The 25,840-nt window shown below is 58.5% G+C and carries 19 protein-coding genes; 9 read left to right on the top strand and 10 right to left on the bottom strand.

Features of this window, described 5'->3' with window-relative positions; translation table 11 throughout:
* Nucleotide 1 precedes the first annotated feature (1 nt).
* Nucleotides 2-1,279, top strand: a complete 1,278-nt coding sequence (locus E0486_RS04560; protein ID WP_131850957.1) for a coiled-coil domain-containing protein — start codon at nt 2-4, stop codon at nt 1,277-1,279.
* Between the two features lie 3 nt (nt 1,280-1,282).
* On the opposite strand, the gene E0486_RS04555 is transcribed toward E0486_RS04560, so the two are convergent.
* Genes E0486_RS04555 through E0486_RS04540 form a run of 4 tightly spaced genes read right to left on the bottom strand, consistent with a single transcriptional unit; the run spans nt 1,283 to nt 6,302 of the window.
* On the bottom strand, nt 1,283-1,690 hold the full coding sequence (locus tag E0486_RS04555; protein WP_207906199.1) for an OsmC family protein: 408 nt from the start codon (nt 1,688-1,690) through the stop codon (nt 1,283-1,285).
* A gap of 48 nt (nt 1,691-1,738) precedes the next feature.
* Complete coding sequence (locus tag E0486_RS04550) at nt 1,739-4,657, bottom strand: GH92 family glycosyl hydrolase (RefSeq protein ID WP_131850956.1); 2,919 nt, start codon at nt 4,655-4,657, stop codon at nt 1,739-1,741.
* A complete protein-coding gene (locus tag E0486_RS04545; protein ID WP_131850955.1) occupies nt 4,654-5,379 on the bottom strand; it encodes a copper homeostasis protein CutC in 726 nt (241 codons plus the stop codon). The genes E0486_RS04550 and E0486_RS04545 overlap by 4 nt, the downstream gene beginning before the upstream one ends.
* Nucleotides 5,380-5,420: 41 nt before the next feature.
* Nucleotides 5,421-6,302: a glycosylasparaginase gene (locus E0486_RS04540; protein WP_243697373.1), complete on the bottom strand. Its 882-nt coding sequence runs from the start codon at nt 6,300-6,302 to the stop codon at nt 5,421-5,423.
* Between the two features lie 236 nt (nt 6,303-6,538).
* On the opposite strand from E0486_RS04540, the gene E0486_RS04535 reads away from it, so the two are divergent.
* From E0486_RS04535 to E0486_RS04510, 6 genes are all read left to right on the top strand, one after another.
* Nucleotides 6,539-7,096, top strand: a complete 558-nt coding sequence (locus E0486_RS04535) for an NADPH-dependent FMN reductase (protein WP_131850953.1) — start codon at nt 6,539-6,541, stop codon at nt 7,094-7,096.
* Nucleotides 7,097-7,208: 112 nt separating this feature from the next.
* The gene (locus E0486_RS04530; protein WP_131850952.1) at nt 7,209-7,922 is read left to right on the top strand and encodes a pirin family protein; all 714 of its coding nucleotides are present in this window, start codon (nt 7,209-7,211) and stop codon (nt 7,920-7,922) included.
* A gap of 47 nt (nt 7,923-7,969) precedes the next feature.
* Nucleotides 7,970-8,827, top strand: a complete 858-nt coding sequence (locus E0486_RS04525) for a pirin family protein (protein ID WP_131850951.1) — start codon at nt 7,970-7,972, stop codon at nt 8,825-8,827.
* 81 nt (nt 8,828-8,908) lie between these two features.
* On the top strand, nt 8,909-9,283 hold the full coding sequence (locus tag E0486_RS04520) for a hypothetical protein (protein WP_131850950.1): 375 nt from the start codon (nt 8,909-8,911) through the stop codon (nt 9,281-9,283).
* 56 nt (nt 9,284-9,339) lie between these two features.
* A complete protein-coding gene (locus E0486_RS04515) occupies nt 9,340-10,053 on the top strand; it encodes a pirin family protein (RefSeq protein ID WP_131850949.1) in 714 nt (237 codons plus the stop codon).
* 28 nt (nt 10,054-10,081) lie between these two features.
* The gene (locus E0486_RS04510; protein WP_131850948.1) at nt 10,082-12,547 is read left to right on the top strand and encodes a glycoside hydrolase family 20 protein; all 2,466 of its coding nucleotides are present in this window, start codon (nt 10,082-10,084) and stop codon (nt 12,545-12,547) included.
* Nucleotides 12,548-12,660: 113 nt separating this feature from the next.
* Here E0486_RS04510 and E0486_RS04505 read toward each other — a convergent pair whose 3' ends face one another.
* Together E0486_RS04505 and glgB are read right to left on the bottom strand one after the other, a co-directional pair.
* On the bottom strand, nt 12,661-13,686 hold the full coding sequence (locus E0486_RS04505; protein ID WP_165917191.1) for a tetratricopeptide repeat protein: 1,026 nt from the start codon (nt 13,684-13,686) through the stop codon (nt 12,661-12,663).
* Nucleotides 13,687-13,813: 127 nt separating this feature from the next.
* A complete protein-coding gene (gene glgB, locus E0486_RS04500) occupies nt 13,814-15,829 on the bottom strand; it encodes a 1,4-alpha-glucan branching protein GlgB (RefSeq protein ID WP_131850946.1) in 2,016 nt (671 codons plus the stop codon).
* A gap of 138 nt (nt 15,830-15,967) precedes the next feature.
* Here glgB and E0486_RS04495 point away from each other — a divergent pair, with 138 nt between their 5' ends.
* Nucleotides 15,968-18,724 carry a TonB-dependent receptor gene (locus E0486_RS04495; RefSeq protein ID WP_131850945.1) on the top strand — a complete coding sequence of 919 codons (2,757 nt, stop codon included), beginning with the start codon at nt 15,968-15,970 and terminating at the stop codon, nt 18,722-18,724.
* Nucleotides 18,725-18,733: 9 nt separating this feature from the next.
* A complete protein-coding gene (locus E0486_RS04490) occupies nt 18,734-19,468 on the top strand; it encodes a GLPGLI family protein (RefSeq protein WP_131850944.1) in 735 nt (244 codons plus the stop codon).
* A 90-nt stretch (nt 19,469-19,558) separates the two neighbouring features.
* On the opposite strand, the gene E0486_RS04485 is transcribed toward E0486_RS04490, so the two are convergent.
* From E0486_RS04485 to E0486_RS04470, 4 genes are all read right to left on the bottom strand, one after another.
* Entirely contained in the window at nt 19,559-21,418 is a 1,860-nt protein-coding gene (locus tag E0486_RS04485; RefSeq protein WP_131850943.1) for a glycoside hydrolase family 13 protein, read from the bottom strand.
* 1 nt (nt 21,419) lies between these two features.
* Nucleotides 21,420-22,745, bottom strand: coding sequence for an MFS transporter (locus E0486_RS04480; RefSeq protein ID WP_243697372.1), 1,326 nt, complete (start codon nt 22,743-22,745; stop codon nt 21,420-21,422).
* Nucleotides 22,746-22,992: 247 nt separating this feature from the next.
* Nucleotides 22,993-24,264: a glucose-1-phosphate adenylyltransferase gene (locus E0486_RS04475; protein WP_131850941.1), complete on the bottom strand. Its 1,272-nt coding sequence runs from the start codon at nt 24,262-24,264 to the stop codon at nt 22,993-22,995.
* A gap of 40 nt (nt 24,265-24,304) precedes the next feature.
* Nucleotides 24,305-25,726 carry a glycogen synthase gene (locus E0486_RS04470; protein WP_131850940.1) on the bottom strand — a complete coding sequence of 474 codons (1,422 nt, stop codon included), beginning with the start codon at nt 25,724-25,726 and terminating at the stop codon, nt 24,305-24,307.
* Nucleotides 25,727-25,840: the final 114 nt, after the last annotated feature.

Here is a 25,840-nt window from a genome sequence, read left to right as displayed (position 1 = left end):
GATGACAAAAAACGAGCTTTCCGCCAGGCTGGACGCCTTCGAGGCGGCGCTGGCGGCCTACGGAGTGAGCAAGTTCACCGCTAAAGAAATCTGGGACCTGCGGGCGGAGATCGTGGAAGATTTTCGCTCGGTGGAATTTGCCGACCCGGGCGAACGCAAGGATGCCTGGCAGCGCCTGCAGGACGGCATGGACATGCTCCGGCAAAAGGCAGCCCTGCTCCAGGTGGAGAACGAAGCGTTTGCCACGGAAGCCGAGGAAAAGGTAGAACTGCTGCAACGCGTGCTCGATGGCGCCGACCCGGAGCACGAATGGACCCGTGAAGAGCTGGCCGAACTGCGCGCCGGTGCCAACGAAGTGTTTGATTTCATGCGCCAGAACCGCTGGCCGGCGCGGGAACGCCGCACCGCCGTGTGGGACCGCTTCAGCGCCACCCGCGACCGCATTAAAGCGCTGGAAGATGCCCTCTTTGCCCGCGTCCGCACGGCCATCGGCGAGCGGCAGGAACGATCGGCCGCAATAGCCGCCCCCTTCCGCGCCCTGCTCGAAGCCCTGAAGCCCGATGCCACCGCGGGGGCGCTGGGCCCGGCTTTCGGACAATTACAGGAATTATTCAGCACCCGCAGTCTTCCGCTGGCCGGGCTGGATTTTTTACAAAAAGCCCTGCAGGAAGGCTCGGCTTCCAGGGCGCCGCTGAAATTGAAGAGCGATACGTTGCGTGAGCTGCGGCGTCTCTTTACGGAGCAGCGCGCACAATTCAACAAGGAAGACGCAGGCGCGACCTATGCGCTCATCAGCACGGTTCAAAAAGAGATGGACGCCGCCTGGGCGGCTTATAAAGATGAGCGTCAGAAAAAGACCGACGAGTGGAAGGAGAAGCAAAAAGCGTTTGTGGACATGCTCGGCGAAAAGCTGCAGAAGCGTCGCTCCGACCAAATCAACCTGGAGAAGGTCATCGAGGCGAAGCGGGCCTTCGCCCCGAAGCTCGAGCAGCGGCTCCTCAACCAGCAGGATTACCTCAACAAGCTATACGACGACCTTGATGAGTTGCAGGCCAGGCACAACGGCGCCCGCAACTTCGACATGCGCGAACGGTTCGAGGTAGCCCTGGAAAGCAAGCGGGCCCGGATCGCCGAAGTGGAAGCCGACATGAAAAGCGTACAGCAACGTATCGATACCAATGAAAAAGATATTTCGGAGATCAGCGCCAAGGTGGCGAAGATCGGCGAAGGCATTGCCGAGATGCAGCAGAAGATCGAGGAAGTAAGCCGGCGGAAGTAAGGTTCAACTGTTCCGGATCATTGTGTCGATGACGCTGCGTCCTTCCAGGATGCGGCTTACCGGACAGGCCTGTACGATCTGCTGCAGGCGCTGGCGCTGCGCCTCGTCGATCGGCCCGGTGAGGGTCACATCGCGGGTAAACCGGCTGACCTTCTGACCCTCCACTTCCTGCTGCTCCCACTGCACGGACACAGCAATTTCTTCAACCGGCCAGCCCTTGCGCTCGGCGTACATCCGGAGGGTGATCGCCGAACAGGACCCGAGGCTGGACAGTAAAGCTGCAATGGGATCGTGCGCCGTATCGCCGCCCCCTTTTTCCGACGGCTCGTCGATGAGCCAGGTATGGCTGCCATCGGTTACCCGGCATTGGTAGTCGACTTTTCCAAGAAGAACCGTAAGCTGTTTCAGCATGGGGGAAATTTACTGCGCAAAACGGAAATCAATGTGCGTCCGCTAACGTTAACGGACCAACACTTCGTCTACAAACAGGTGTGCGGGCTGGCCCGCACTACGGTGCCCCGGCGGCAGCGGGCCGCCGTTAACAGCTTTTAACCGTATGTACCGCGCCTGCACCCGGAGGGGGCTTCCCAGTGTTTGCAGCTGCGCGTACTCTGCACCTGGCCCGATCGTATTGGCTACACGCGCAGCTTCGCGGAAGGTTTTCCCGTCTTCCGACACGGAGATGATCACTTCCCTTGGAAACAGGATCCACGGCTCAGGATCCTGCAGCACGTGCACGCCCGCGTACGACACGGGGCGCACGGACTTCAGGTCGACCGTAGCTTCAAAGTCGTTCCCGAAATAGCTTTGCCAGTCGCCGGCGCGCCAGTTGGTGGTTCCGAAAACGCTGTCCACCAGGGCCTCATCCCCCCCGGCGGTGTACAACGGGTGCACCTTGCTTTGCACGGTGACGGTCCGGTCGGTCGGGATCTTGTAAAACGTCTGGCCCTGCACCAGGTTCTGCTCTTTGCTATAGGTTTCTTCCAGGAAAACAGTGGCTGTCTGCCGCAACCAGAACGGTCCTGTATAGCGCCGGCTGCGCGCGTCTTCGTTGCCCTTTTCCACCACACGGTAATAGACAGGCCGGCTGCTGTCCTGCTGCGCCACGCGCACGAGCACGGAGTCGCGGAACCGGTTGGTTTCATTAACGAAGTAAGGGACGGCCGTCGTTTGGAGGTCGGTGATACGGGAGATCGGTCCTTCCCCACTGCCTGTACCCAGCTTCCCCGGCTTCGTGCCCAGCACAAAATCGAGCGTACCGCCGGCAGCGATCAGCTGGTGAAGGAGGTAGCTGTAGGAATACGGTTTGCCGTTGAGCCGGGCTGACTGCACGTAAAAGTCGCCGGGCGCCGCCCGTTGCGCGCTGATGGTAAAGGTCTTGCCGTTTTCCAACCGGATCGTCGCCTTGTCAAACAGCGGCGTGCCGAACACGTAATCGTTGTTGCCCGGGCAAACGGGGTACATGCCCAGCGCGCTGAGTACGTACCAGGCGCTCATTTGCCCGCAGTCTTCGTTGCCGATAAGGCCGTCGGGGCGGTTGCGATAGAATTCCGTACAAATACGGTGCACCAGCTCCTGCGTTCTTGAAGGCCGTCCGATGTAGTTATACAGGTACGCCATGTGGTGACTGGGCTCGTTGCCTTGCGCGTATTGACCGATCAGCCCCGTCACATCGGGCTGTTCGCGCCCGGTGGTTTGCGAGGAGGTGGCGAAAAGCTCGTCAAGCTGGCGGCCGAAGGCGGCGCGGCCGCCGTGCAGGCGGATGAGGCCTTCAATGTCCTGCGGCACGGCGAAGCTGTAGTGCCAGGAGTTGCCTTCGGTGAAGAAGTTGTTGATCTCACGCGGATCGAAGGGGCTGTGCCAGCGCGCGTCGAGCTTGCCGCGCATGTGGCCCGTGCCCGGGTCAAACAGGTTCCGGTAATGTTGCGCACGGCGAATGTAGCGGCGGTATAGCGAGTCTTGTCCCAAACCACGGGCCAGCTGCGCGATGCACCAATCATCGTAGGCGTATTCCAGCGTTTTCGATACCGACTCGTGTTCCTGGTTGTTGGCGATATAGCCCTGGCGCCGGTAGTACGCGAGACCAAAGCGGTCGCTTTCAGCATAACTGCGCGCGGCTTTGAGCGCCAGCTGTGCGTCGAAGTTGCGGATGCCTTTCTGCCAGGCATCAACGATCACCGGCACCGAATGGTAGCCGATCATGCAAAAGGTTTCATTGCCCGACAGCTCCCACACGGGTAGCATGCCGCCGTCTTCGTATTGTGCCAGGAACGTGTTGATCCAGTCGCCGGTGCGTTCCGGGTTGAGGATGGTCATCAGCGGATGATAGGCCCGGTACGTGTCCCACAGGGAGAACACACTGTAGTATTGAAAGCGTCTTGCGTTGTGCACCTTGCCATCGGTGCCACGGTAGTCGCCGTTGCGGTCCTGGTAAATGTTCGGCACCAGGTTCGTATGGTACAGCGCTGTGTAAAATGCTACCTGCTGGTCGTGTGAGCCACCGGCGATGTCGATCTTTGAAAGCTCCTTGTTCCAGGCGGCTTTGGCTTCGGCCCGCACCTGCGCAAACGGCTTCCGACCAACCTCCCCGTCGAGGTTTGCCTGGGCGCCGTCCATGCTGACACCCGAAATCCCTACGCGGCAGCGCAGCTGTCCGCCGGCGGCCAGACCGAAACGCAGTGCGGCTTGCAGGTCTTTCCCCTGGATTGCGGCAGCACTGTCCTCACGCCCGCCATGCCGCACCGCATAACTACGGATCGGGCTGTCGAAGCGGATATAGAAATACAGTACCTGGTCGCTCGCCCAGCTCTTGCTGCGGCGGTATCCGCGGAGCGTATACGCATCCACCTTTTCCAGCGCGGCGTCCAGCACCTGGTCGCGGTGCACCAGGTCGATCAGCAACCCGCCGTTTGTAGTTCCTGCCGGGAACGTGTACTGGTGCATCCCGCTGCGCACGGCTGTGGTCAGCTGCGCCAGGATGTTTCCTTTCTTCAGCCGCACTTCGTAATAACCCGGCGAAGCCTTCTCGCTGCTGTGTGCGAAGGGACTGCGGTAATCGCTGTTGGCCCATTTGACGGCACCGGTGAACGGCATCAGCAGCAGGTCGCAGTAGTCGGGGATGCCGGTGCCGCTCAGGTGCGTGTGGGAAAAGCCGTAGATCACCGAATCGGAATAATGGTAGCCACCGGAGCCGTCCCAGTCGTCCATACGCGTGTCGGGGCTCAGCTGCATCATACCGAAGGGCATTGAAGCGCCGGGCCAGGTATGGCCGTGACCACCGGTGCCGATGAACGGGTTTACCAGCTGGGTGTAGTCTTTCTGCGCAACCAGGTCAGTCGTTAGAAGTAAGAAGGCGAAGAGGGAAAGAAGCGGTCTCATGATTCGAGGTTTTTGCGCAGGTGGCGCACCTGTGCGGGATCGATGGCATCGAGCTGGAAGTCGGTAGCAGGGAATGACGGGTGGCGGAACTCCATGGTAGAATCGCGGCGGCTGCGCATAGCCGAATGGAACTCGGTGGCACCGGTAGCTGCTGCCAGCGCTTTGATGTTGTCGGGACGAACACCGGCGCCGGGCATGATGCTGATGCGACCGTCGGCCGCCGCTACGAGTTGCGCGATCAGCCGCGCTCCTTCCGGCGCGCTGGGCTTTTGACCGGAGGTCAGGATGCGTTGATAGCCTAGTTGGATCAATGCTTCCAGCGCTTCAAAGGGATCGCGGCAACGGTCGAAGGCCCGGTGAAAGGTCACCTCCATAGGGTAGGCCAGTTCTTGCAGCCGCGCGAGTTTTTTCAGGGGCAGGGTGCCGTCTTTTTTCAACAGGCCCAGCACCACACCGTCGCAACCCAGGTCTTTGCAGGCGCGCAGGTCGGCTTCCAGGATCGCGAGCTCATCGTCGCTGTACCGAAAGTCGCCGCCACGGGGGCGCAGGATGGGGAAAAGCGGCACACTGAACGCGGCGCGGCATTGCCGGATAAGGCCGAAGGACGGCGTCAGGCCGCCCTCCGACAGCGCACTGCACAACTCGATGCGATCGGCGCCGCCTTCGACGGCGGCGCTGGTGGTTTCAAAGTCGGTCGTGGCGATTTCAATTAGGTAAGACAAAGCGGTAGTTTAAAGTGTGGGTTCGGGGTTGACCTGTAGAATTACGGGAAGAGACTTGGGGCCACGAAGGTGCGCACCCCTTCGGTGCTGTGCACCGCAACGCTGAATCCTTTCTGCAACGCAAAAGCGCCGACGACGCCTTTGCGGTTGACGGCCACGAAGCCCACCTGCAGGTCTTTCAGCTTGTTGCCGCGCTGGCGCAGCATCCGCTCCACCGTTTTGCGACAGGCTTCGTCGGGCGACGATCCATGGCGCATGTATTCCACGACGGTGTGTGAGCCGCAACCGCGCACCACCTCTTCTCCTACCCCGCTGCTGGTGGCGGCGCCTACCTCGTTGTCTACAAACAAGCCGGCGCCGATGATCGGGCTGTCGCCCACGCGGCCCCGCAGCTTGAAAGCCATCCCGCTGGTGGTGCAGGCGCCGCTGAGGTTCCCGGCCGCATCCAGGGCCAGCATACCGATCGTATCGTGGTTGTGCTGCTGGCCATTGCCATCTTTGACACTTTTCTGCTCCAACAGCTTCGGGATGGTCATCGGGTCGTATTGCGCCTTTTCGAGCCAGCGCTTCCAGGCCGCCTCGGCTTGCGGGGTGAGCAGGTTTTCGATCTTGAAGCCCTGCGACAGGGCAAACTGCAGGGCGCCTTCGCCCACCAACTGCACGTGCGGCGATTTCTCCATGACGAGCCGGGCTACCTTGATGGGGTGCATGATCCCTTCGAGGGCCATCACCGCGCCGATGTTGCCGGCCTCATCCATGATGCAGGCGTCGAGCGTCACCTTGCCGTCGCGGTCGGGCAGACCGCCGTAGCCCACGCTCTGGTCGGCCGGGTCGGCCTCCGGTACCTGCACGCCGGCTTCGACGGCATCCAGCGCCCGACCGCCACGGCCAAGCACCTTCCAGGCTTCCGCATTGGCTTTCACGTTAGGCGCCCAGGTTGAGACCACGATGGGCTTTCCTGCCGGCAGTGAACCAGGTGCGGCCCAGGTTGTTGGACGAAAGAGTAAACCCAAACTGGTCAGCACAGAGTTTTGCAGGAACCGGCGGCGATCAAGCATTCTTTTTGTTTGGGCTAAAGATACCGTCTGCCATTTTTTCAGCTAAAAGACCTTGGAATTAAATTTGATGTTTAAACATCGAAAATGCTTAAATTTGAATTATGAAAATCGAAATCGTATCTGGAAGTCCCCGTCAAAATAGCGTAACGCATCGTGTGGCCCTGCACCTGAAAGGCGCCATTGAGAGCCGCAGCGAGCACGAGGTGGGTATTATCAACCTGAAGGAAAACGTATTCCCGATCCTCGACTCCGTATTTACAAGCCCCGATGCCGCTCCCGAAGCCCTGCGCCCGGTAGCCCGCCGGATATTCGCCGCCGACGCGTTCATCATCGTCACGCCCGAATACAACGGCTCCTACTCGCCGGCCATGCAGAACCTGTTCGACCACTTCCCGAAGCAGCAGCGCAAGGTGTTCGGCCTGGCCACGGCCTCTCCTGGCGCCCTCGGTGGCATCCGCGCCGCCATGCAGCTGCAGCAATTCGTGATGGCGCTCTTCGGCATCCCCTCACCCTATATGCTTGTTACGCCGCAGGTGGATAAGAAGTTCGACGCCGAAGGCAACCTGATCGACCCGGCCTTCGAGAAGAGCGTGGACCTCTTCCTCAACGAATTCCTCTGGCTGGCCGAGAAAGTGGTGGAAGCGAAAGTGGAAGCCTGAAGCAGTAATGAGTAATGAGTAATGAGTAATGAGTAATGAGTAATGAGTAGGCTTTGCGCCGTACAAGTTACCAATAGACCAATAGACCATTAGACGAATAAACTACTTAACAATGACGACCATCTTGCATAAAGCCGCTACCCGCGGCCATGCCAACCACGGTTGGCTCGACTCCTGGCATACCTTCAGCTTTGCCGGCTACCACGATCCCGAGCGCGTGCACTTTGGTGTGCTCCGCGTGCTCAACGACGACAGCGTTGCGGCCGGCATGGGCTTCGGTAAGCATCCGCACGACAACATGGAGATCATTTCCATCCCGCTGGAGGGCGACCTCGAGCACGGCGACAATATGGGTAACAGCACCGTCATCCGACAGGGCGACGTGCAGGTAATGAGCGCCGGCACCGGCGTGGTGCACTCGGAAAAGAACGCCAGCAGCAGCAACCCCGTCAAGTTTTTACAGATCTGGGTTTTCCCCAATAAACGCGACGTGCAGCCGCGTTATGACCAGAAATCATTTGCTTCGGAAGACCGCCGGAACAGCCTCCAGACCGTGCTTTCACCGCTGGGAAGCGATGGCGGCGGCGTGCAGATCCACCAGGATGCCTGGTTTCACCTCGGCCGCCTCGAAAAGGGCACCGCACTGACCTACGACCTGAAAGACCCTGCCCATGGCGTGTATGCTTTCGTGCTTTCCGGTGACGTTGTGGTCAATGAAGTATTGCTCAACCGCCGCGATGGCCTGGGCATTACCGGCGCCGCCACGCTAACGCTGCAAGCCGACAGCGATGCGGAGATACTGCTGATGGAAGTCCCGATGAACTGATCTTACGGTGTGCCGCGCAAAACGGAACCCCAATAAAAACAATCATCATGAACATACGTACTGCCCAAAAACATACAGAGCTGGTGCACATGAATGTGGGGCCGGCTTTCAAAGTAGCGCAACCGTTTCCCACCAACGGACTGGAAGCAATCAGCCCGTTCATCCTGCTCCACCATGCGGGCCCGCAACAGCACGCGCCCGGCGCCTTGCAGGCACGTCTCAGCCCGCACCCGCACCGCGGTTTCGAGCCGGTCACGTTCCTGTTTAGCGGCAAGCTGCACCACAAGGACAGTACCGGCGCCGAGGGTTACCTCGAAAGCGGTGACGTACAGTGGATGACCGCCGGCTCGGGGATCATTCACAGCGAGGGGCCCTCCGCGGCATTCGCCGAAGAAGGCGGCCGCATGGAACTGGTGCAGCTGTGGGTGAACCTGCCCCGCGCCGAAAAGATGACCCCGCCGAAATACCAGGACATCAAGCGTGCCTCGATACCCGTGGTAGAGCGCGACGGCTTCCGGATGCAGGTAGTAGCCGGTACGTTTGAGGGCAATACCGGGCCGGCATCCACCTTCACGCCCATCCTTGCGCTCATGGTGCATTTTGATGGTGCCGGAAAGATCGAAGTGCCCGTGCCACAAGGATGGAACGCGTTGGCTTACGTGCTGAAAGGCGCTGTGCGGGCCGGCGGGACAGATGTGACGGACCGGCAGACGGCTGTTTTTCGCCACGATGGCGACACCGTGCTGCTCGAAGCGCAATCGGAAGGCTACCTGCTGCTCCTGGCCGGCGCGCCGATCGATGAGCCGATGGTTTCCTACGGGCCCTTTGTGATGAATTATCCCGGCGAGATCAAGCAGGCGATCCTCGACTACGAGTCCGGCCGCATGGGCGTTCTAGAGAGTTGACGGGAATCAGGCGCCGGCGGTAGCTGTGTCAGGGAAAGTTCGCGCGGATTTGCGGCTCTTTGGACCACAAAACTGCGCGTTATGTATCCTTCCACAACCGTCACCGACCTACACCGGGAATACCAGCAATGGATGAATGAACTTCACTTTCACGAGCAGGAGCTCTGTATTTTCGAAAAGCACCTCGACCGGTATGCCCATGATCCCGCTCGGGTGCAATCCGAACCATTCCGGCAACGATTTTCCCGGCACCGCGCAGCGATCCGCTTGCTGAAGCTCGGACTGCGGGGCAGCGAGGAGCAACTGGCTGATTTCGCCCGCGCTATGTCTGGGATGGGCCTCGACAGCGTGCGGATGGACAACCACACCGGGCTGCGCGGTGAGCTGGAACAGCTGCGCGTGCAGTATGCCGGGTTAAAGAACGAATTCCGACGTGCTGAAGCGGAATGGAAATAACCGGCGGCGTTGCCCGTTCCGCCGGTGATGAGAAAACAGGGCATCAACACGCGACTATGAACGTACACCCCTTACCGGCCGCACAGCGCGGCGTTAAAGACATCGGCTGGCTGCGCAGTAACTTCTTTTTCAGCTTCAGCGACTTTGCCGACCCCACGCGATCGGCCTTTGGAACGCTGCTGGCCTTTAACGACGATTTCGTAGAGACGGGCAAGGGTTTCGGCCTGCACCCGCACAAGAACATGGAGATCGTTTCGGTGATGCTGCAGGGAAGCATGAATCACAAAGACTCGCTGGGCTACAGCAACACCGTGCAGGAAGACTGGGTGCAGATCATGAGCGCGGGCAGCGGCCTGCGCCACGAGGAATACAATGTGGGCGAGGGCCCGGTAAATTTCCTGCAGATCTGGATCCAGCCGAAGCAGCAGAACATCGACCCACGCTACCAGTTCCGGCATTTTCCTAAAGAGCGCCGCAGGAATACGCTCACTACGATCGTGTCGCCGGAAGAAGGCGCCGCGCATTGCTGGATCAACCAGAATGCAACGCTCCGCCTCGGGCTCTTCGACGCAGGCTCCAGGGTGCCCCATACATTCAACCCGGCCAACAAATGCCTGTTCTTTTTTGCGATCAGCGGCCGATACGACCTGTCCGGCCACGAAGTGCCGGCGCGGGATGCGCTCGGGATCTGGAACACGGACCGCATCGATATTAATGTCCTGGACGCCGGAGAGTTCGTGCTCATCGAGACGCCGGTGAACCAGAAATAGCTAATTTCCGGGCATCAAACCCGGAACCATGATACGATGCCTGCTGGCCGCATTCAGCCTCCTGCTTTCAAGCGCGCTTCTTGCGCAAACGCCTGCCCTCGTGCCGCAACCCGTAGATCTACGGATGGGCCGCGGCACCTTTACGTTGTCGCCGGCCACTATGCTGGTGGCGCGCGATGCCGAAGAAGCCCGTATCGCCGCGCTGTTCAATGATTACCTGCAGCGGTATTACGGTTTCCGCCTGAAAACGGCCAAAGAGGCAAGCAGTCCGGCGGTCCGTTTCGTAACCCGCCGTTTTATCAAAGCGCCCGACAAGGATGGGTATGGGCTGTTGATCGACGGACAGGGTGTCCGCGTGGAAGGCGACACCTACCCCGGGCTTTTTTACGGACTGCAGACGCTGATCCAGCTACTCCCCGCCCCTGCCGCTTCGCCAGCTGCGGCTGCCCAAACGGCAGGCGCCAAAGAAGTCAAGGTGAAGGAAAAGCCGGGCAAGTCGAAGACCAAGGCCACCGGCGTTACCGCCAACTATAAACTCCAACCTGCCAATTCCAAACTTTCCCTGCCACAGCTTTCCATTGCCGACTATCCCCGCTTTGCCTACCGCGGGATGCATCTCGACGTGTGCCGGCACTTCTTCCCGGTATCGTTTATCAAAACGTATATCGATATCCTGGCGGCGCACAAGATGAATACCTTTCACTGGCACCTCACCGACGACCAGGGCTGGCGCATCGAGATACGGAAGTTTCCGGAGCTGACGGCCACCGGAGCCTGGAGGCACGGCACCATTGTGGGGCGCTATCCCGGTACGGGCAACGACAATCTCCGCTACGGCGGTTACTATTCGCAGGAGGAAGTACGGGAAGTAATCCGTTATGCGCGGGAGCGATACATTTCGGTGATCCCGGAGATCGAAATGCCCGGGCATGCCTCCGCGGCGATTGCAGCGTACCCCTACCTGAGCTGTTTCCCGGCGGAGCCGACGCAGATCGCCTCCTGGCCTTCCGAGGGTAGCAAGCGCGCACAGGCCGCCGGCAAACCGAAGCAGGTGCAGGAAACCTGGGGTGTTATTTACGATATCATGTGTGCCGGTAAAGATTCTACGTTTCAATTCCTCGAAGCTGTGCTCGACGAGGTGCTGTCCCTCTTTCCCGACCGCTATGTGCACATCGGCGGCGATGAAGCGCCAAAGTCGAACTGGAAGCGCTGCCCGCATTGCCAGGCGCGTATGAAGGCAGAGGGACTCAAGGACGAACACGAGCTGCAGAGCTATTTCATCCGGCGTATCGACAATTACGTCAGCAGCAAGGGAAAGCAGATCATCGGCTGGGACGAGATCCTGGAAGGAGGACTATCGCCGAACGCCATTGTTATGAGCTGGCAGGGCCAGCGCGGGGGCGCCGAAGCGGCGAAGCAGCGGCATGGCGTCGTGATGTCGCCGACGCAACCGGTGTACTTCGACTATGCCCAGGCAAAGCCCGATGATTCACTGGTATGGGGCGGCTATAACCCGGTCGATTCGGTGTATGCGTTCGAGCCGGTCCCGCGGACATTGGACAGCGCCTTTCACCGCTATATCCTGGGCGGGCAAGCCAACGTGTGGACCGAATACATGACCAACCCCGCCAAGGTGGAATACATGATCCTGCCGCGCCTCGCGGCGCTGAGTGAAGTGTTGTGGACCCCGAAGGAAAAACGCAACTGGCCCTCGTTCGAGCAGCGCCTGCCAAGGCTCTTTGCCCGGTACGACCGGATGCATTGGACCGCCAGCCGGGCCTACTACAACCTGCAGCCCGACCTGCAGCGCGATTCGATGAACGGCGGACTTATGCTCCGCTTTCGTACCCGGCTTGCCAACCCGACCATTGTGTATACGCGGAACGCGGTTAACCAGAATACGGTGCCCCTGCAGACCTACCGCGATGGCATCCTGGTGCGCCAAAGCGACTCGATTACGGTTGCCCTGCTGACACCCGACAGGAAACAGGTGCATCGCCTCGCTTTCAACTTTCAATTCAATAAGGCCACGGCCCACAAAGCGACCCTTGTAGGCTCGCCCAGCCGCAATTACCCGGGACTGGGCGCACTGAGCCTGGTCAACGGCATCAAGTCGGCCAAAGGGCTGGCCAGCACCGACTGGCTCGGATTTCTCGGCGGCGACATCGACGCCACCATCGACCTGGATCGTACCCAATCGATCAGCACCGTCGCGCTGCACACGCTCGACCAGAACGGGTCCTGGATCTACCTGCCGCAATCCGTAGAAATACAGGTGTCTGATGACGGTCAGAACTTCCGCACCGTGGGCACCGGGCAAACCTTTGTCAAAGACGATCCCAACCTGACGCAGGGCTGGATCACCGTTGGCTTCCCGCCCACAGCTGCACGCTACGTGCGGGTGTTCGCCCGCAACTACGGCATCATCCCCGAAGGCCAGCCCGGCGCCGGTACGAAGGCCTGGATTTTTGCGGACGAGATCCGGATCGACTAAAGTATCGATAGGTATCGACAGGTTTTCATCCTTGCATCTTCAATAACAAAAGGCTCGCACGGCGAGCCTTTTGTTTAATCTGTTTTTGTGAGTTCGGGGTACGCTGTGTGCGTTTACATGCCCGGCATTTCCATTTTCTGCCGGTTGCGGGCGAGCTGGGGGTCCATTTCAATGGCTTTGTCGCAAAGGGCCTGCCCTTTGGCCTTCTCCCCTTTCTTCTGGTAGCTCATGCCGATCATATACAGGGCCGGTGCATTGGTCTTGTCCAACTCCAGCATTTTATCCCAGTAGTCGATGGCCGCTTCGTAGCGCTTCGCATCATAGTTGGCCTCTGCGATCATATTGAGCAGGGTGAGGTCGGCCGGGCGTCGCTGGACCATTTCCTCGAGGATGGCGAGGCCTTTGTCGACCTGCTTGTTGTTGAGGTAAGCGATGGCCAGGTTCTCCTTGAATTCATTGTCCTGGCGGATACCGTTGTCAATGGCCAGCTCGAAATACTTCAGCGAGTTCTTGTCATCGTTCATCGCGTAGTAGATGAGCGCCGTTTCGTACATCCAGCGGGTATTCTTGGGCTCGAGCTCGAGGGCCTTGATAAAATAAGGAATCGCAAGCTTGTTGTTGTTCATGTCGGCATACGCGCGGGCCACGAGGTACGGCACCTGGGCGTTCGACGGGTCTTCCTTGGCGGCTTCATTGAGGTATTTGATCGCTTCGCCGTAGTTCTCATCGTCGTACTGGGCCTTGCCGATATAGTAGGCCACCTTAACGCTGGGATCGACGCCCTTGAGCAACTGCGCATACTTCACCGCCTCCGGGAACTGCCGCATGTTAAATGAAAGGGTCATCAGCTGGTTGTAGGTATCGGCCGACTGGTCGCCGAGCTTTTCGAGCTCCAGGTAGCGCAGGCGTGCTTCGGGGTAGCGGCGCAGCGCCATGAGCGCTTTGGCCAGGTCGCCAACGACCTTTTTATCCGTTTTATTATAGCTGTAGGCGGAGTCGAACAGCTTGTAAGCCACCAAAACACGGCCTTTCAGCCATTCCTGGGCGCCCTTGTCGCTGTAATACGCGGCGCTGTCGGTCTGGGCAAAAGTAGTGGCGCAAAAGAGGCCGGTCAGGGCGGTCAGGAACAGTTTACGCATGGGCGGTATGCTTCGTTTTTTTACGTCGGAACGGGTTAAACTCATAGGGTCGCACTAAATTAGAAAATCCCGTTTTCTTTTTCCTGTTAAAAAACGACCGGTCAGCCATTCTGTCGGCTGAAGTGGTTTATTTAAGGATGAGTCCGGCTAACGGGGGCAAATGCAGGGTCAGTCGCCAGGTATTCGTCTCTTTATCGATGAGCTTTCGCGGGATCTTTTCGTTGAAAACGTCGCCCGCCCCGCCGTAGTGCGGTGCATCTGAATTGAAGAGCTCTTTGCTAAAGTATTTGCCAGGCACATCCACAGACCAGTTCCAGCGCGGCTCCGGGCTCAGGTTCAGTAAAACGAGCAGCTCGTCGCCCTTTTTCTTTCCCTTGCGCCGGTAGGCCACCACGCATTCGTCCCGGTGGTTCAGGTCGATCCATTCAAAGCCTTCCGCGCGATACTGGTTGCAAAACAGAGGCGGCGCGGCCTTCAGGATCCGGTTCAGGTCGCGCACGCACAGCTGCAGCCCCTTGTGCGGGGCAAACTCGAGTAGTCTCCAATCCAGCTCCGACTTGTAGTTCCATTCCGAGGTTTGTCCGAACTCGTTGCCCATAAACAGGAGCCGCGCACCGGGATGCGTCCACATATACGTATAGAGCGTACGCAGGTTCGCAAACTTCTGCCACTCGTCGCCGGGCATCTTGTACAGCATCGGGCTTTTGCCGTGCACCACCTCGTCGTGGCTCAGCGGAAGCATGAAGTTCTCGTCGAAGAAGTACATCATGCTGAAGGTGAACTTGTCCTGGTGGTGCTTGCGGTAGATCGGGTCGAACTTGAAGTAGTCGAGCGTGTCGTGCATCCAGCCCATCATCCACTTCATGCCGAAACCCAGGCCGCCGGCGAAAGTCGGCTTCGATACGCCCGGCCAGTCCGTAGCCTCCTCGGCGATCGTTTGCACGTCGGGGAAGTCGCGGAAGATCGTTTCGTTCAGATCCTTGATGAAGGCAATGGCCTCCAGGTTGCCGTTGCCACCGAATTCATTGGGTTCCCATTGGCCCTGGCCGCGTGAGTAATCGAGCTTCAGCATCGAGGAAACGGCGTCCACGCGAATGCCGTCGATGTGAAAGTATCTGAACCAGAAGTGGGCGCTGCTGATCAGGAACGACTTCACCTCGCCGCGCTTATAGTTGAAGATGTACGAATTCCAGTCGGGGTGAAAACCCTTGCGCATGTCGGCATACTCATACGTATGTGTGCCGTCGAACAGGAAGAGGCCGTGCGCGTCGTAGGGAAAATGCGAGGGCACCCAGTCGAGGATGACGCCGATACCCGCGGCGTGCAGCTTGTCCACGAGGTACATCAGCCCCTCGGGCGTGCCGAAGCGCGAGGTCGGCGCAAAAAAGCCGGTGCACTGGTAGCCCCAGCTGCCGTCGAAGGGATGCTCCATCACCGGCATCAGCTCCACGTGCGTGAAGCCCAGGTCCTGCACGTAGGGTACGAGGCGGTCGGCGATCATCCAGTAGTCGTTATAGCTTTCTTCATCCGAAGGGTCGGGACGCATCCAGCTGGCCAGGTGCACTTCGTACACACTCCACGGAGCATCGAGGGCGTTGTGCTTTTCGCGGTTGCGCATCCACTCTTCGTCCTGCCAGGCATAATCGAAGCTCCAGGTGATGGACGAAGTGGCGGGGCGTTTTTCCCAGTAATTCGCAAAGGGGTCGCCCTTGACGGTCACGCGGCCCTGGTAGCCGGTGATATGGTATTTATACAATTCACCCTTGCCGATGTCGGGGATAAATCCTTCCCAGATGCCGCTGCGGTCCAGGCGCGGGTAGAGCGGGTGCGCCCGCTCCTGCCAGTCGTTGAAATTTCCGACCACGGATACCGCCGTGGCGTTGGGCGCCCAGACGGCAAAATAGAAGCCGGCGCGTCCCAGCACTTCCATCGCCCGGGAGCCGAACTTTTCGTACAAGGTGTAGTGGGTGCCGGCGCCGAAGGTCTGCACGTCGTTGTCGTAAAGAACCGAATAGTTCCAGACGGAATTCTCCGTATCCACGAAATTGGCGTCTTCATAACGCTGCACCGGCGCGGCGTCCGCCGGATCGCCCCCGGGTGCAGTGGTTTTTTGATGAGCGGCTTTGACGGGTCTGGTTTCCATGATACCTTGTGCGAAGCTTTTCGTAATTGTTAAATTAATACCAAAACAGGGCGGGCCGGGTAGCTGGCGATACGGGTAAAGTTACCTTAACGCTTCCAACCAAACCGACGGTAACACACACTGTTGAAAACTTACTGCATGAGAAAAAGAATCCTTGGCCTGCTACTGCTTTGCCTGGCGGCGATGGCCGGACAGGCCCAGTACCGGGTAACGGGCTCCCTGCGCGACACTACCGCCCGCAACAACCCGGCCAACGCAACGGTAACCCTCCTGAACAAAAAAGATAGTTCGCTGGTCACGTTCACCCGCAGCGATGCCAACGGGAAGTTCCGCACCCGCAGCGTGGCCCCCGGCTCCTATGTACTGTTGATTACTTATCCCAAGTTTGCCGACCTGGCCGAGAACGTCGACGTGAAAGACAGCGACGTCGACATGGGTCAGCTGGCGCTCACGCCGAAGAGCCGGCTTCTGCAGGAAGTGATCATCCGCACGGCTGCGGCCATCCGTATCAAGGGCGACACCACCGAGTTTGCCGCCGACTCCTTCCACGTAAAGGAAGGGGCAACAGTGGAAGACCTGCTGAAGCGCCTGCCCGGCTTCTCGGTGAACGCCAAGGGCGAGATCACCACGCAGGGCAAGCGCGTAGACAAAGTGCTCGTGGACGGCGAAGAATTCTTCGGCGACGATCCGACGATGGCCACGCAAAACCTCTCCGCCAAGATCGTGGACAAAGTGCAGGTGTTCGACACCCGTACCGAGCAGGACAACCTTAAAAGCGTAGGCAGCAGCGGCAATGAAGGAAAGACGCTCAACATCAAGCTGAAGGAAGATAAGAAGCGCGGCGGCTTCGGCAACGTACAGGTGGGCACCGACTTCAACCGCTTCCTGGAAGCCCGCACCATGCTCAACCGGTTTACGGGCAAGCGAAAGGTATCGGTTTATGCCAACCGCAGCAACGTCAATACGGGCTCGCTCGATTGGAACGCGCGGCAGAAGCTGGGGCTGGACAACAACACGGAATACGATGAGCTCACGGGCTTTTACATGTACTTCGGCGACAACGACGATGTGTTCAACGACTGGAGCCTGCGCGGCTACCCCGACGCCTGGGCCGGCGGTGCGCAGTTCAGCAACAGGTGGGATAAGGAAAAGCAAAACGTAAACCTCTCCTACCGCTACAACCAGCTGGGCAACGTCAACAACTCGGTCACGACCACGCAAAACCGCCTCCAGGGCAGCCGTAGTTCGCGGTACATCAACACCGACACGCGCGGAGTTACCCGCCAGCACGTTGTAAACGCGAAATACGAATGGAAACTCGATTCGCTTACTACCCTCAAATACAGCGTCGGAGGCACCTTCAAGGCTTCGGAGACCGGCTCGAACACCTACAGCCACTTCCTCAACGACGCCGGCGACACCATCAACTACAGCAACCAGGACCGGACGAACACCACCACCCGCTACCAGCTTGATCAGCAACTCGTATTGCGCCGGGCCTTTAAAAAGAAAGGGCGCCTGCTCATCGGCACCTTCCGCCACGGGCTTGTGCAGGACGAACAGCGCGGCCTCACCCGCTCCGACAACCACTTTTTCCGTAATGCCGTTGATTCGATGGCCGTTATTGACCAGATGCGGAAGATCGACGGTGCTTCGCGCAGCTTCGGCTTCAAATTCAGCTACCTGGAGCCACTGAACAAGCGGTGGAACCTGGTGCTGGAGTACGGCTACAACAAGAACACGTCGGAGTCGTACCGCAACACCTACAACAAAACCAACAACGGCAAGTACGAGAACCTAGACACGGTGTTCAGCAACAACTTTGAACTGGATGCCTTTTCGAACAACGGTTCGGCCACGATGAAATATGTGTACAAAAAGTGGCGTGCCGCTATCGGCTCGGGCGTGTCGGGCGTTCGCCTGCGACTCAACGATCTTTTTTCCGGCCGCGTGACCGACTATCGCTTTCTCAACCTGACCCCGCAGGCGGGCATCAACTTCAGTCCGAAGCCGCAAACGGGCATCAACCTCAGCTACCGGGGCAATACGAAGCAACCGACCATCGACCAGTTGCAACCGATCCGCGACAACAACGATCCCCTCAACGTGTTCCTGGGCAACCCCGATCTGAAGGTCGGCTTCAACCACAGCATCAACGTGGGCTTCAACAAAGCGAAGCCATTGAAGAATGTGTGGATGTATGCCAGCCTGAGCTACAACATCATCAGCAACGACATTGCTTTCCTCACCACGCTCGACACCGCCACGGGCAAGCAAACGCGCCAGCCGGTGAACGTCAACGGCAACCGCAACCTGTGGTTCTGGGGCAACTGGAGCCGCGACCGCGGTAACAAAAAACTGAGCTACGGCGTGCAGTTGAGCAGCAACGGCGGCCGGCGCGTCAACTTCGTCAATGGCCTGGAGAACGTAACGAACAGCTACGGCACGAATGTTAACCCCAATGTGAGCTACCGCTGGGACGAACATTTCGAGGTATCGGCCGGCCCCGAAGTGTCCTACAACATTTCGAAGTCGACCAGTTTGCCGCATGTCAATTACTTCACCTATGGCGGCGATCTCGGGGCCACTGTGGAACTGCCCTGGAAAGTGCAGCTGAACGTGAACGCCCGCATCGACATCCGCCAGCAAGTGGCCGGTTTCTCCAACACCCCCAACAACTACCTGGTGAACGGCTACCTGGCCCGCAAGTTCATGAAGGACAAATCCCTGCAGCTGAAGCTCACGGTGAACGACCTGTTCAACCAGAACGTGGGCTTCGACCGCAACTTCGACAGCAACTTCATCAACGAGCAGCGCTACAACCGCATCGCCCGCTATTTCATGCTGCGCCTCGAATGGCAGTTCAACAAAACCGGCGCCGGCGCTGCCAAATAACTGCATACCATGAGAAAACTACTTTTTATCCTCTCCTTCTTTGCGGCGCTGAGCGCCGGCGCACAGACCCGCTTTTTCGGCCAGGTCAAGATCGAATACGAGCGCACGGTCAACGTGCCCGCCTATTACAAGGAACTCAACGCCGAATGGTTCGATCGCATCAAGGACCGCCTCCCGCAATCGGTGACTACGTATCATGAATTCATCGGCGACAGCACGCGCTCGCTGTTTCGCCCGGGCAAGGAAGCGAGCCTCGACCCACGCATGTTCTACCGTCCCGTAGCCGATAAGAACGTGGTGTATACCGACTTTGCAGCGCAGCATACCGTGTCGCAAAAGCCCGTGTACGACGAAACCTTCCTGGTGGAAGACTCGCTCTCGAAGATTAACTGGAAGATCACCTCCGACACGCGCGTCATTGCCGGCTTCGAGTGCCGCAAGGCCGTGGGCATCCTCGACGACAGCGTGGCGATCTTCGCCTTTTATACCGACGAGATCATGATCCCGGGCGGACCGGAGGGAGTACATGGCCTGCCGGGTATGATCCTGGGCATGGGCATTCCACGCCTCCACACCACCTGGTTCGCCACCAAGGTAGACGTGTTCGACATCCCAATGAGCCAGGTAAAGCCCGCCACAAAGGGCAAAAAAATGACCCGTGCAGCGCTGATGAAGCAGCTCGGAGACATCCTCCGCGAATGGGGTACTTACGGTTCTAAGATGGTCGTCAACTTCACCATCTAGCGAACGCCTGGAACGATATAAAAACGCCCATCGCAAAGCGATGGGCGTTTTCATGGATTCAATTGATCTGTGCAATCCGCGTTAGCTGTGCTATTTCCCCAGTTCGAGGATCCAGATCGACTTGCCCGGAACTTTCCATTTTTCGGTAAGGCTCATCGACCCATTGCCCGTGATACTCCTGGCGGAGTTGAACCCGGCGACGCGCTCCGTAAAGTAGTGCGGATCGACCGTTTTTTCGTCGGTGCTCGTATTCATGATCACCATCACCGTGCTGTTCTTGTCGTAGCGGAAATAGGTGTACACCCAATCCTGCGGCAGGTATTGCATGAAGGCGCCCGTCTTGAGAGCGGTGGAAGCTTTGCGGTAGTTGGCGATGGTCTTAACCCAGTTGTGCACTTCGGCTTCACGCCCAATGCGGCCGGCAGCGGTAAACTTATTGAGGGAGTCGCCCTTCCAGCCGCCGGGGAAATCGCCGCGCACGAGGCCATCAGGATTAGACACACCTTTCATCAATACTTCCGTACCGTAATACAGCTGCGGGATGCCGCGCGTGGTGAGCAGCCAGCCCAGTCCCACTTTGAGCTTGTCCACGTCTTCGCCGAAGCTGGAAAGCGCGCGGGTCATGTCGTGGTTGTCGAGAAACACCACGTTGTTCATCGGATCCTGGTACAGGAAGTCGTTGGCCAGCGTGGAGTAGAGCTTGTTCACGCCTTCGGTCCAGCCGAAGGCCTGGTTCAGCGCCGGCTGGATGCCATAAAACAGCAGCTGGAAGTCGGTAGCACCCAGCAGGTTGCTCTTGATGGGAATGTTGCTGATGTTGTTCTTTACGAAATAAGCCTGGTTGGCCACGCCGTGCACCCAGGTTTCGCCGAAGATGGTCATTTTCGGGTACTCCTGGTACAGGGCGGCGTTCCAGCGGTTCATGAAATTCAGGTCGTTGTAGATATACGTATCCACGCGCCATCCGTCCACGCCGAACGCCTCCACGCTCCAGAGGGCGTGCTGGATGAGGAAGTTGGCCACGTAGGGATTGCCCTCGTTCATATCGGGCATCTGGTGGGTAAACCAGCCTTTCTCCATGATCCGCGCCTCTTTCGGGGCGGCATAGGGATCCATCAGCGTCTGGTCCTTATAGTTCGTTTGCTGGTAGGAAGGCCACTGGTGCAGCCAATCCTTCATGGGCGCGTCCTGCACAAACCAGTTCCAGAGGCCGCTGTGGTTGGGCACGGCGTCCTGGATCAGTTTCATGCCCCGCTGGTGAATGGCATCGCTGAGGCGCAGGTAGGCAGCGTTGCCGCCATAGCGTTCGTCCACCTGGTAGTGGTTGGTGATGGCGTATCCATGCTCGGTACGGTTGGGCATGTCGTTTTCCAGCACCGGCGTGAGCCATACCGTGGTAGCGCCCAGGTCCTGGATGTAGTCGAGGTGATTCATCACCCCCTGCAGGTCGCCGCCGTGGCGGTGATACATCGAGTCGCGGTTGAGCGTCTGGTCTTTGTAATGCGCCACGCGGTCGTTGCTGTAATCACCGTTCGAAAACCGGTCGGGCATCAGGAAATAGATAAAATCCTCGGAGCGGACGCCTTGCGCGTAGCGGGTACCCTTGCCGCCGCGGCGGGCTTTGAGCTCGTAGTCGAAGGAGCCCTTTTCCGGGCCTTTTTTCCAGTTCACCTTCACAATGCCCGGCTTCGCACCCGGCTTTACCACGAGGTCGAGGAAAGCGTAGTTGGCATTTTCGGCAGGGGTTGCTTTTTGCAGCTGCACCCGCGGGTCGCTGATGCTGTACGTATACTTCGCGGCGTCTTTACCGCGCAGCAGCAGCTGGAGCCTGGGGTTTTTCATGTTCACCCACCAGTTGGTCGGGTAAACGCCGTCGAGTTGCAGCTTCTGGGCAAAAGCAGCGCTGCCCGAAAAGAGCAGCGCGCATCCTAATAGCAGGTTCTTGTTCATATTAAACAGAGCGTTGTTCGAGTATTTCCATTTCGGCTACTTCGGGGTCTTCCACCGAGCCGCCTTTTGTTTCCTTGATCATAAAGAAACAGATGGCCGCTGCCAGGATCATCAGCCCGCCACCAAGCTGCACGGCGAGCAGCATGTCGTTGTGCAGCACATTGTTCATGAGCCACTTGAAGCCCAGCGAAGCCATGATCTCGGGGAGCACAATGAAGAAGTTGAAGATACCCATGTAGATACCGATTTTCTTCGGCGGCAGCACACCGCCAAGCATGGCGTAGGGCATCGAAAGGATGCTCGCCCAGGCGATACCCACACCGGTCATGCACACATAGAGCATGTATTTGTTGGTCACAAAGGCTACGCTGATCAGGCCCGCGGCACCCGCCAACAGGCAGAGCGCGTGGGTCGTTTTGCGACCAAGGCGGTCGGCAATCGAAGGGAGAATAAAGGCAAAGAGAAATGTGACAACGTTATAAAACGCCAGGGTCAACCCGGCGAAGTCCTTGCCGTTGCCGAACGCAGGATCCGTTTCCGACTTGGCGCCGAAAACGTGGTAGGCTACGGCCAGCGAGTAATAAAACCACATGAGGAAGAGTCCCGGCCAGGTAAAAAACTGGACCAGCGAAACCGCGCGCATCCGCGATGGCATGTTGCGGATTGCATCGATGATCTCACCCAGGCCGCCCCCAAATCCTTTGTTGCTTTCCTGAACCTTGTCTTTATAGGCCACATCGGATGGCGGGTATTCTTTCGTAGTAAACACGGTCCACAATACGGCCGCCAGGAAGAAGAAAGCGCCGATGTAAAACGAGTACTTGACGTTGTCGGCGATGATTCCGGCTTCCGCGGTATTGGCCTGGCCAAACCAGTTGCGCAGCACCCAGGGCAGCGAGGAGGCGACACTGCCCCCAAGCCCGATCATAAGGCTTTGCATTACGAAGCCCCGGTTCAGCTGGCTGTCGGGTAGCTTGTCGGCCACAAAAGCGCGGAAGGGTTCCATGGCCACGTTGCCGAACACATCCATCACCCACAGCAGGCCGGCGGCCATCCAGAGCGTGGCGCTATGGGGCATGAGGATGAGGGCGATGGAGCTCAGGATCGCGCCGATGAGGAAGTAGGGTCGGCGGCGGCCCCAACGCGGGTGCCAGGTCCGGTCGCTCAGGTAGCCGATGATCGGCTGCACCAGCAGGCCGGTGAGCGGGGCGGCGAGAAACAGTAAGGGAATGTCGTCGGCATTCGCCCCGAGCACTTTATAAATAGGGCCCATATTGGCCCGCTGCAGGTCCCAGCCAAACTGGATCCCGAAAAAGCCGACGCTCATGTTTATGATCTGGGAAAGGGACAAACGCGGTTTCTGCGTCCCGGTAGCAAGCGGTGTGTTGGCAGCCATAAGCAATCAATTCTTGATTGCCGAAAGTTAGCAAGTAATTGGTAACTATTGTGTTTTCAAGACACAATTCTGATTCGGCATACGGATCGCGCAGAAAACGCGGATAAAAAAACCACCGCAAAGCGATGGTTTTTTTGTAGCGAATTTGTTGATCTGCGCTAACCGCGCTATCTGCGTGCTACGCGCCCAGTGTGAACCCGTTGGGCAGCACGGATCCTTTCTTGATCACAACGATGCCGTCCTTGATGGTATAGAGCGGGTGGTCGCCGTCCTCGAGGTGGGTGCCGCCGGTGATGCGCACGTCGTCGCCGATGCGGCAATCCTTGTCGATGATCGCATTCTGGATATGGCAGCGGGCGCCGATGCCGAGCACGGGCAGACCGTGCTGCTGGTCGTGCGCGATGTCTTCGAGGGTTTCGAAGTAGTCGTTGCCCATCAGGTACGAGCCGATAATGGTGCTGCCTTCGCCGATGCGCGAGCGGATGCCCACGATGGAGTTTTCGATATGCTTCGCGCTGATGATCGAGCCTTCGGCGATCAGGGTTTTATCGAGCTGGGTGCCGGAGATCTTGGCTGGGGGCAACATGCGTGCGCGGGTGTAGATGGCCTTCGAGTTATCGAACAGGTTGAAGGCCGGCAGGTCGTCCGTCAGCGCCAGGTTGGCTTCGTAGAACGCCCGGATGTTGCCGATATCCTCCCAGTAGCCTTCGTACTGGAACGAGGCCACCTTGTATTTGTTGATCGAATCGGGAATGATGTTTTTGCCGAAGTCGGTCGACTCCGCGTATTCCTTTTCGAGCATGTCGAAAAGGAGGTTGCGGTTGAAAATGTAGATGCCCATCGAGGCCAGGTATTCACGGCCGGAAGCGCGCATTTCGTCGCCGGTATCGCTCACCCAGTCTTCGAGACCGCTCTTCGGCTTTTCGATGAAAGAGCTGATCATGCCTTCCTGCGTTTTCAGGATGCCGAACTCCGACGCTTCCCGGCCCGTCACCGGGATCGTGGCCACGGTGATATCGGCGCCTTTTTGCTTGTGCTCTTCGAGCATCCGTACGAAATCGAGCTGGTACAGCTGGTCGCCGGAGAGGATCAGCACGTACTCGGCCGGGAAAGGCCGGATGTGGCGCAGGCTCTGGCGCACGGCGTCGGCAGTGCCCTGGAACCAGGTGAAGTTGTCGGGCGTTTGCTCGGCCGCCAGGATGTCCACGAAGGCGCTGCTGAAGGCGCTGAAGTGATACGTGTTCTTGATGTGACGGTTGAGCGATGCCGAGTTGTACATCGTGAGTACGAACATGCGGCTGATGCCGGAGTTGAGGCAGTTGGAGATGGGGATGTCGACGAGCCGGTATTTACCGGCGATGGGTACGGCGGGCTTCGAACGCGTGGCAGTGAGCGGATACAACCGGGTTCCGGCGCCGCCACCCAAAATCACAGAGAGCATTTCTTTCATAGCCTGTCTTTAGATCGTTTATGGTTTGAATAATAAGGGTTCAGCCCCGTGCCGATTCGTAGAGCTCCAAATAGGCGCGGGCGGACGAATTCCATGAAAAATCGAGCCGCATCATATAGCTCTGCATCCAGTGCAGCAGCTCGGTCTGGTCGTTGTACAACCGCAGCGCCCGTCCCACGGAATACACGATGTCGCCGGCGCTGGCCTGGTCGAAGCGGATGCCGTAGCCCTGCCAGTCGCCAAAATCGCGCACCGTATCGTGGAGGCCACCGGTATTGCGTACCATCGGCACAGTGCCGTAGCGCAGTGCGTAGAGCTGGTTCAACCCGCAGGGCTCCACGCGGCTGGGCATGAGCAGGAAGTCGGCCCCGGCATACATGAGGTGGCTCAGCGCTTCGTTGTAGCCGATGAAGGTGTTCACATAACCCTGGAACTGGTACTTGATCGTTTCCAGCGTGTTTTCCACAGCCGTTTCGCCCGAGCCGAGCACCATAAACTGGGCAGCCCCATGGTATTGGTAAATCGATTGCCGGATGGCCTCCGGCAGCACGTCGGCGGCTTTTTCACCGACCAGGCGCCCGATGAACACGAAGAGCGGCTTGTTTTTATCGAGGCCGAAGCGCTCGCAAATTTCTTTTTTGTTCTTCCGCTTGCCCTCGCGCGCCGTGCTGTCGTTGTAATTTTTTACCAGCATCGGGTCGGTCTGCGGATCCCACACCTCCGTATCGATGCCGTTGAGGATCCCCACACATTTGCCGCGTTCATAATTCATGAGGTCTTCCAGGCCGGCTGCGGATTGACGCAATTCTTCCATATACGTCGGGCTAACGGTGGTCACGCGCCAGGCGCAGCGCACCGCGGAGGCCAGCGGGTTGATCGTGTCCTTCCAGTCAAGCATGCCCCATTTCCAGCTGTCGTAAGCCGGCAGCAAGTTGCTCCGCTCCCAGCCGATCCAGCCTTGGTACTGGGCATTGTGGATGGTAAAAATGCTGGGGATATTGGCAAGGCGCTGAAAGGCGTAGCAATTCTGGAGCATGAACGGGATAAGTCCCGTGTGGTGGTCGTGGCAGTGGATGATGTCGGGCTGGTGTTCCCATTTGCTCATCCAGTCGCACACGGCGATCTGGAAGGCCAGGAAACGTTCGGTATCGTCGTCGTAGCCATACACCTTCTCCCGGTCCAGCAGCCCGTTGATGTCTACGAGGTAGAGATCGAAGCCGAGCGTGTTGGTCTTTTCCTTGATGACGGCGTAGTTGAAATAGTGCTCGCCGAGGAGTTGCCCGCCTTCGTGTACGAGCTCGAATTCGTTGGCATATAAAAACTTCGTGCGGTACATCGGCATCACCACCTTGGCCACCTGCCCGAGGCCTGCCTGGTACTTGGGCAGGGCGCCCACAACGTCGCCGAGCCCGCCGGCCTTGGCCACGGGGTAACATTCCGCCGATACATGTATTATCTCCATAGCTTCAAATGCGGTTTGAAATTAGGGGAAAAACAAGTGCCACCTGAAGGAACAACCGTTTTTCAACAACGTTCCCACGTTCGGATCGCGTAAGCAAATAAGTCCTATTTTCAG

The sequence above is a fragment of the Flaviaesturariibacter aridisoli genome (assembly GCF_004343705.1).
Taxonomy (GTDB): Bacteria; Bacteroidota; Bacteroidia; order Chitinophagales; family Chitinophagaceae; genus Flavisolibacter; species Flavisolibacter aridisoli.
This window is presented reverse-complemented; position numbering and strand designations above follow the sequence as displayed.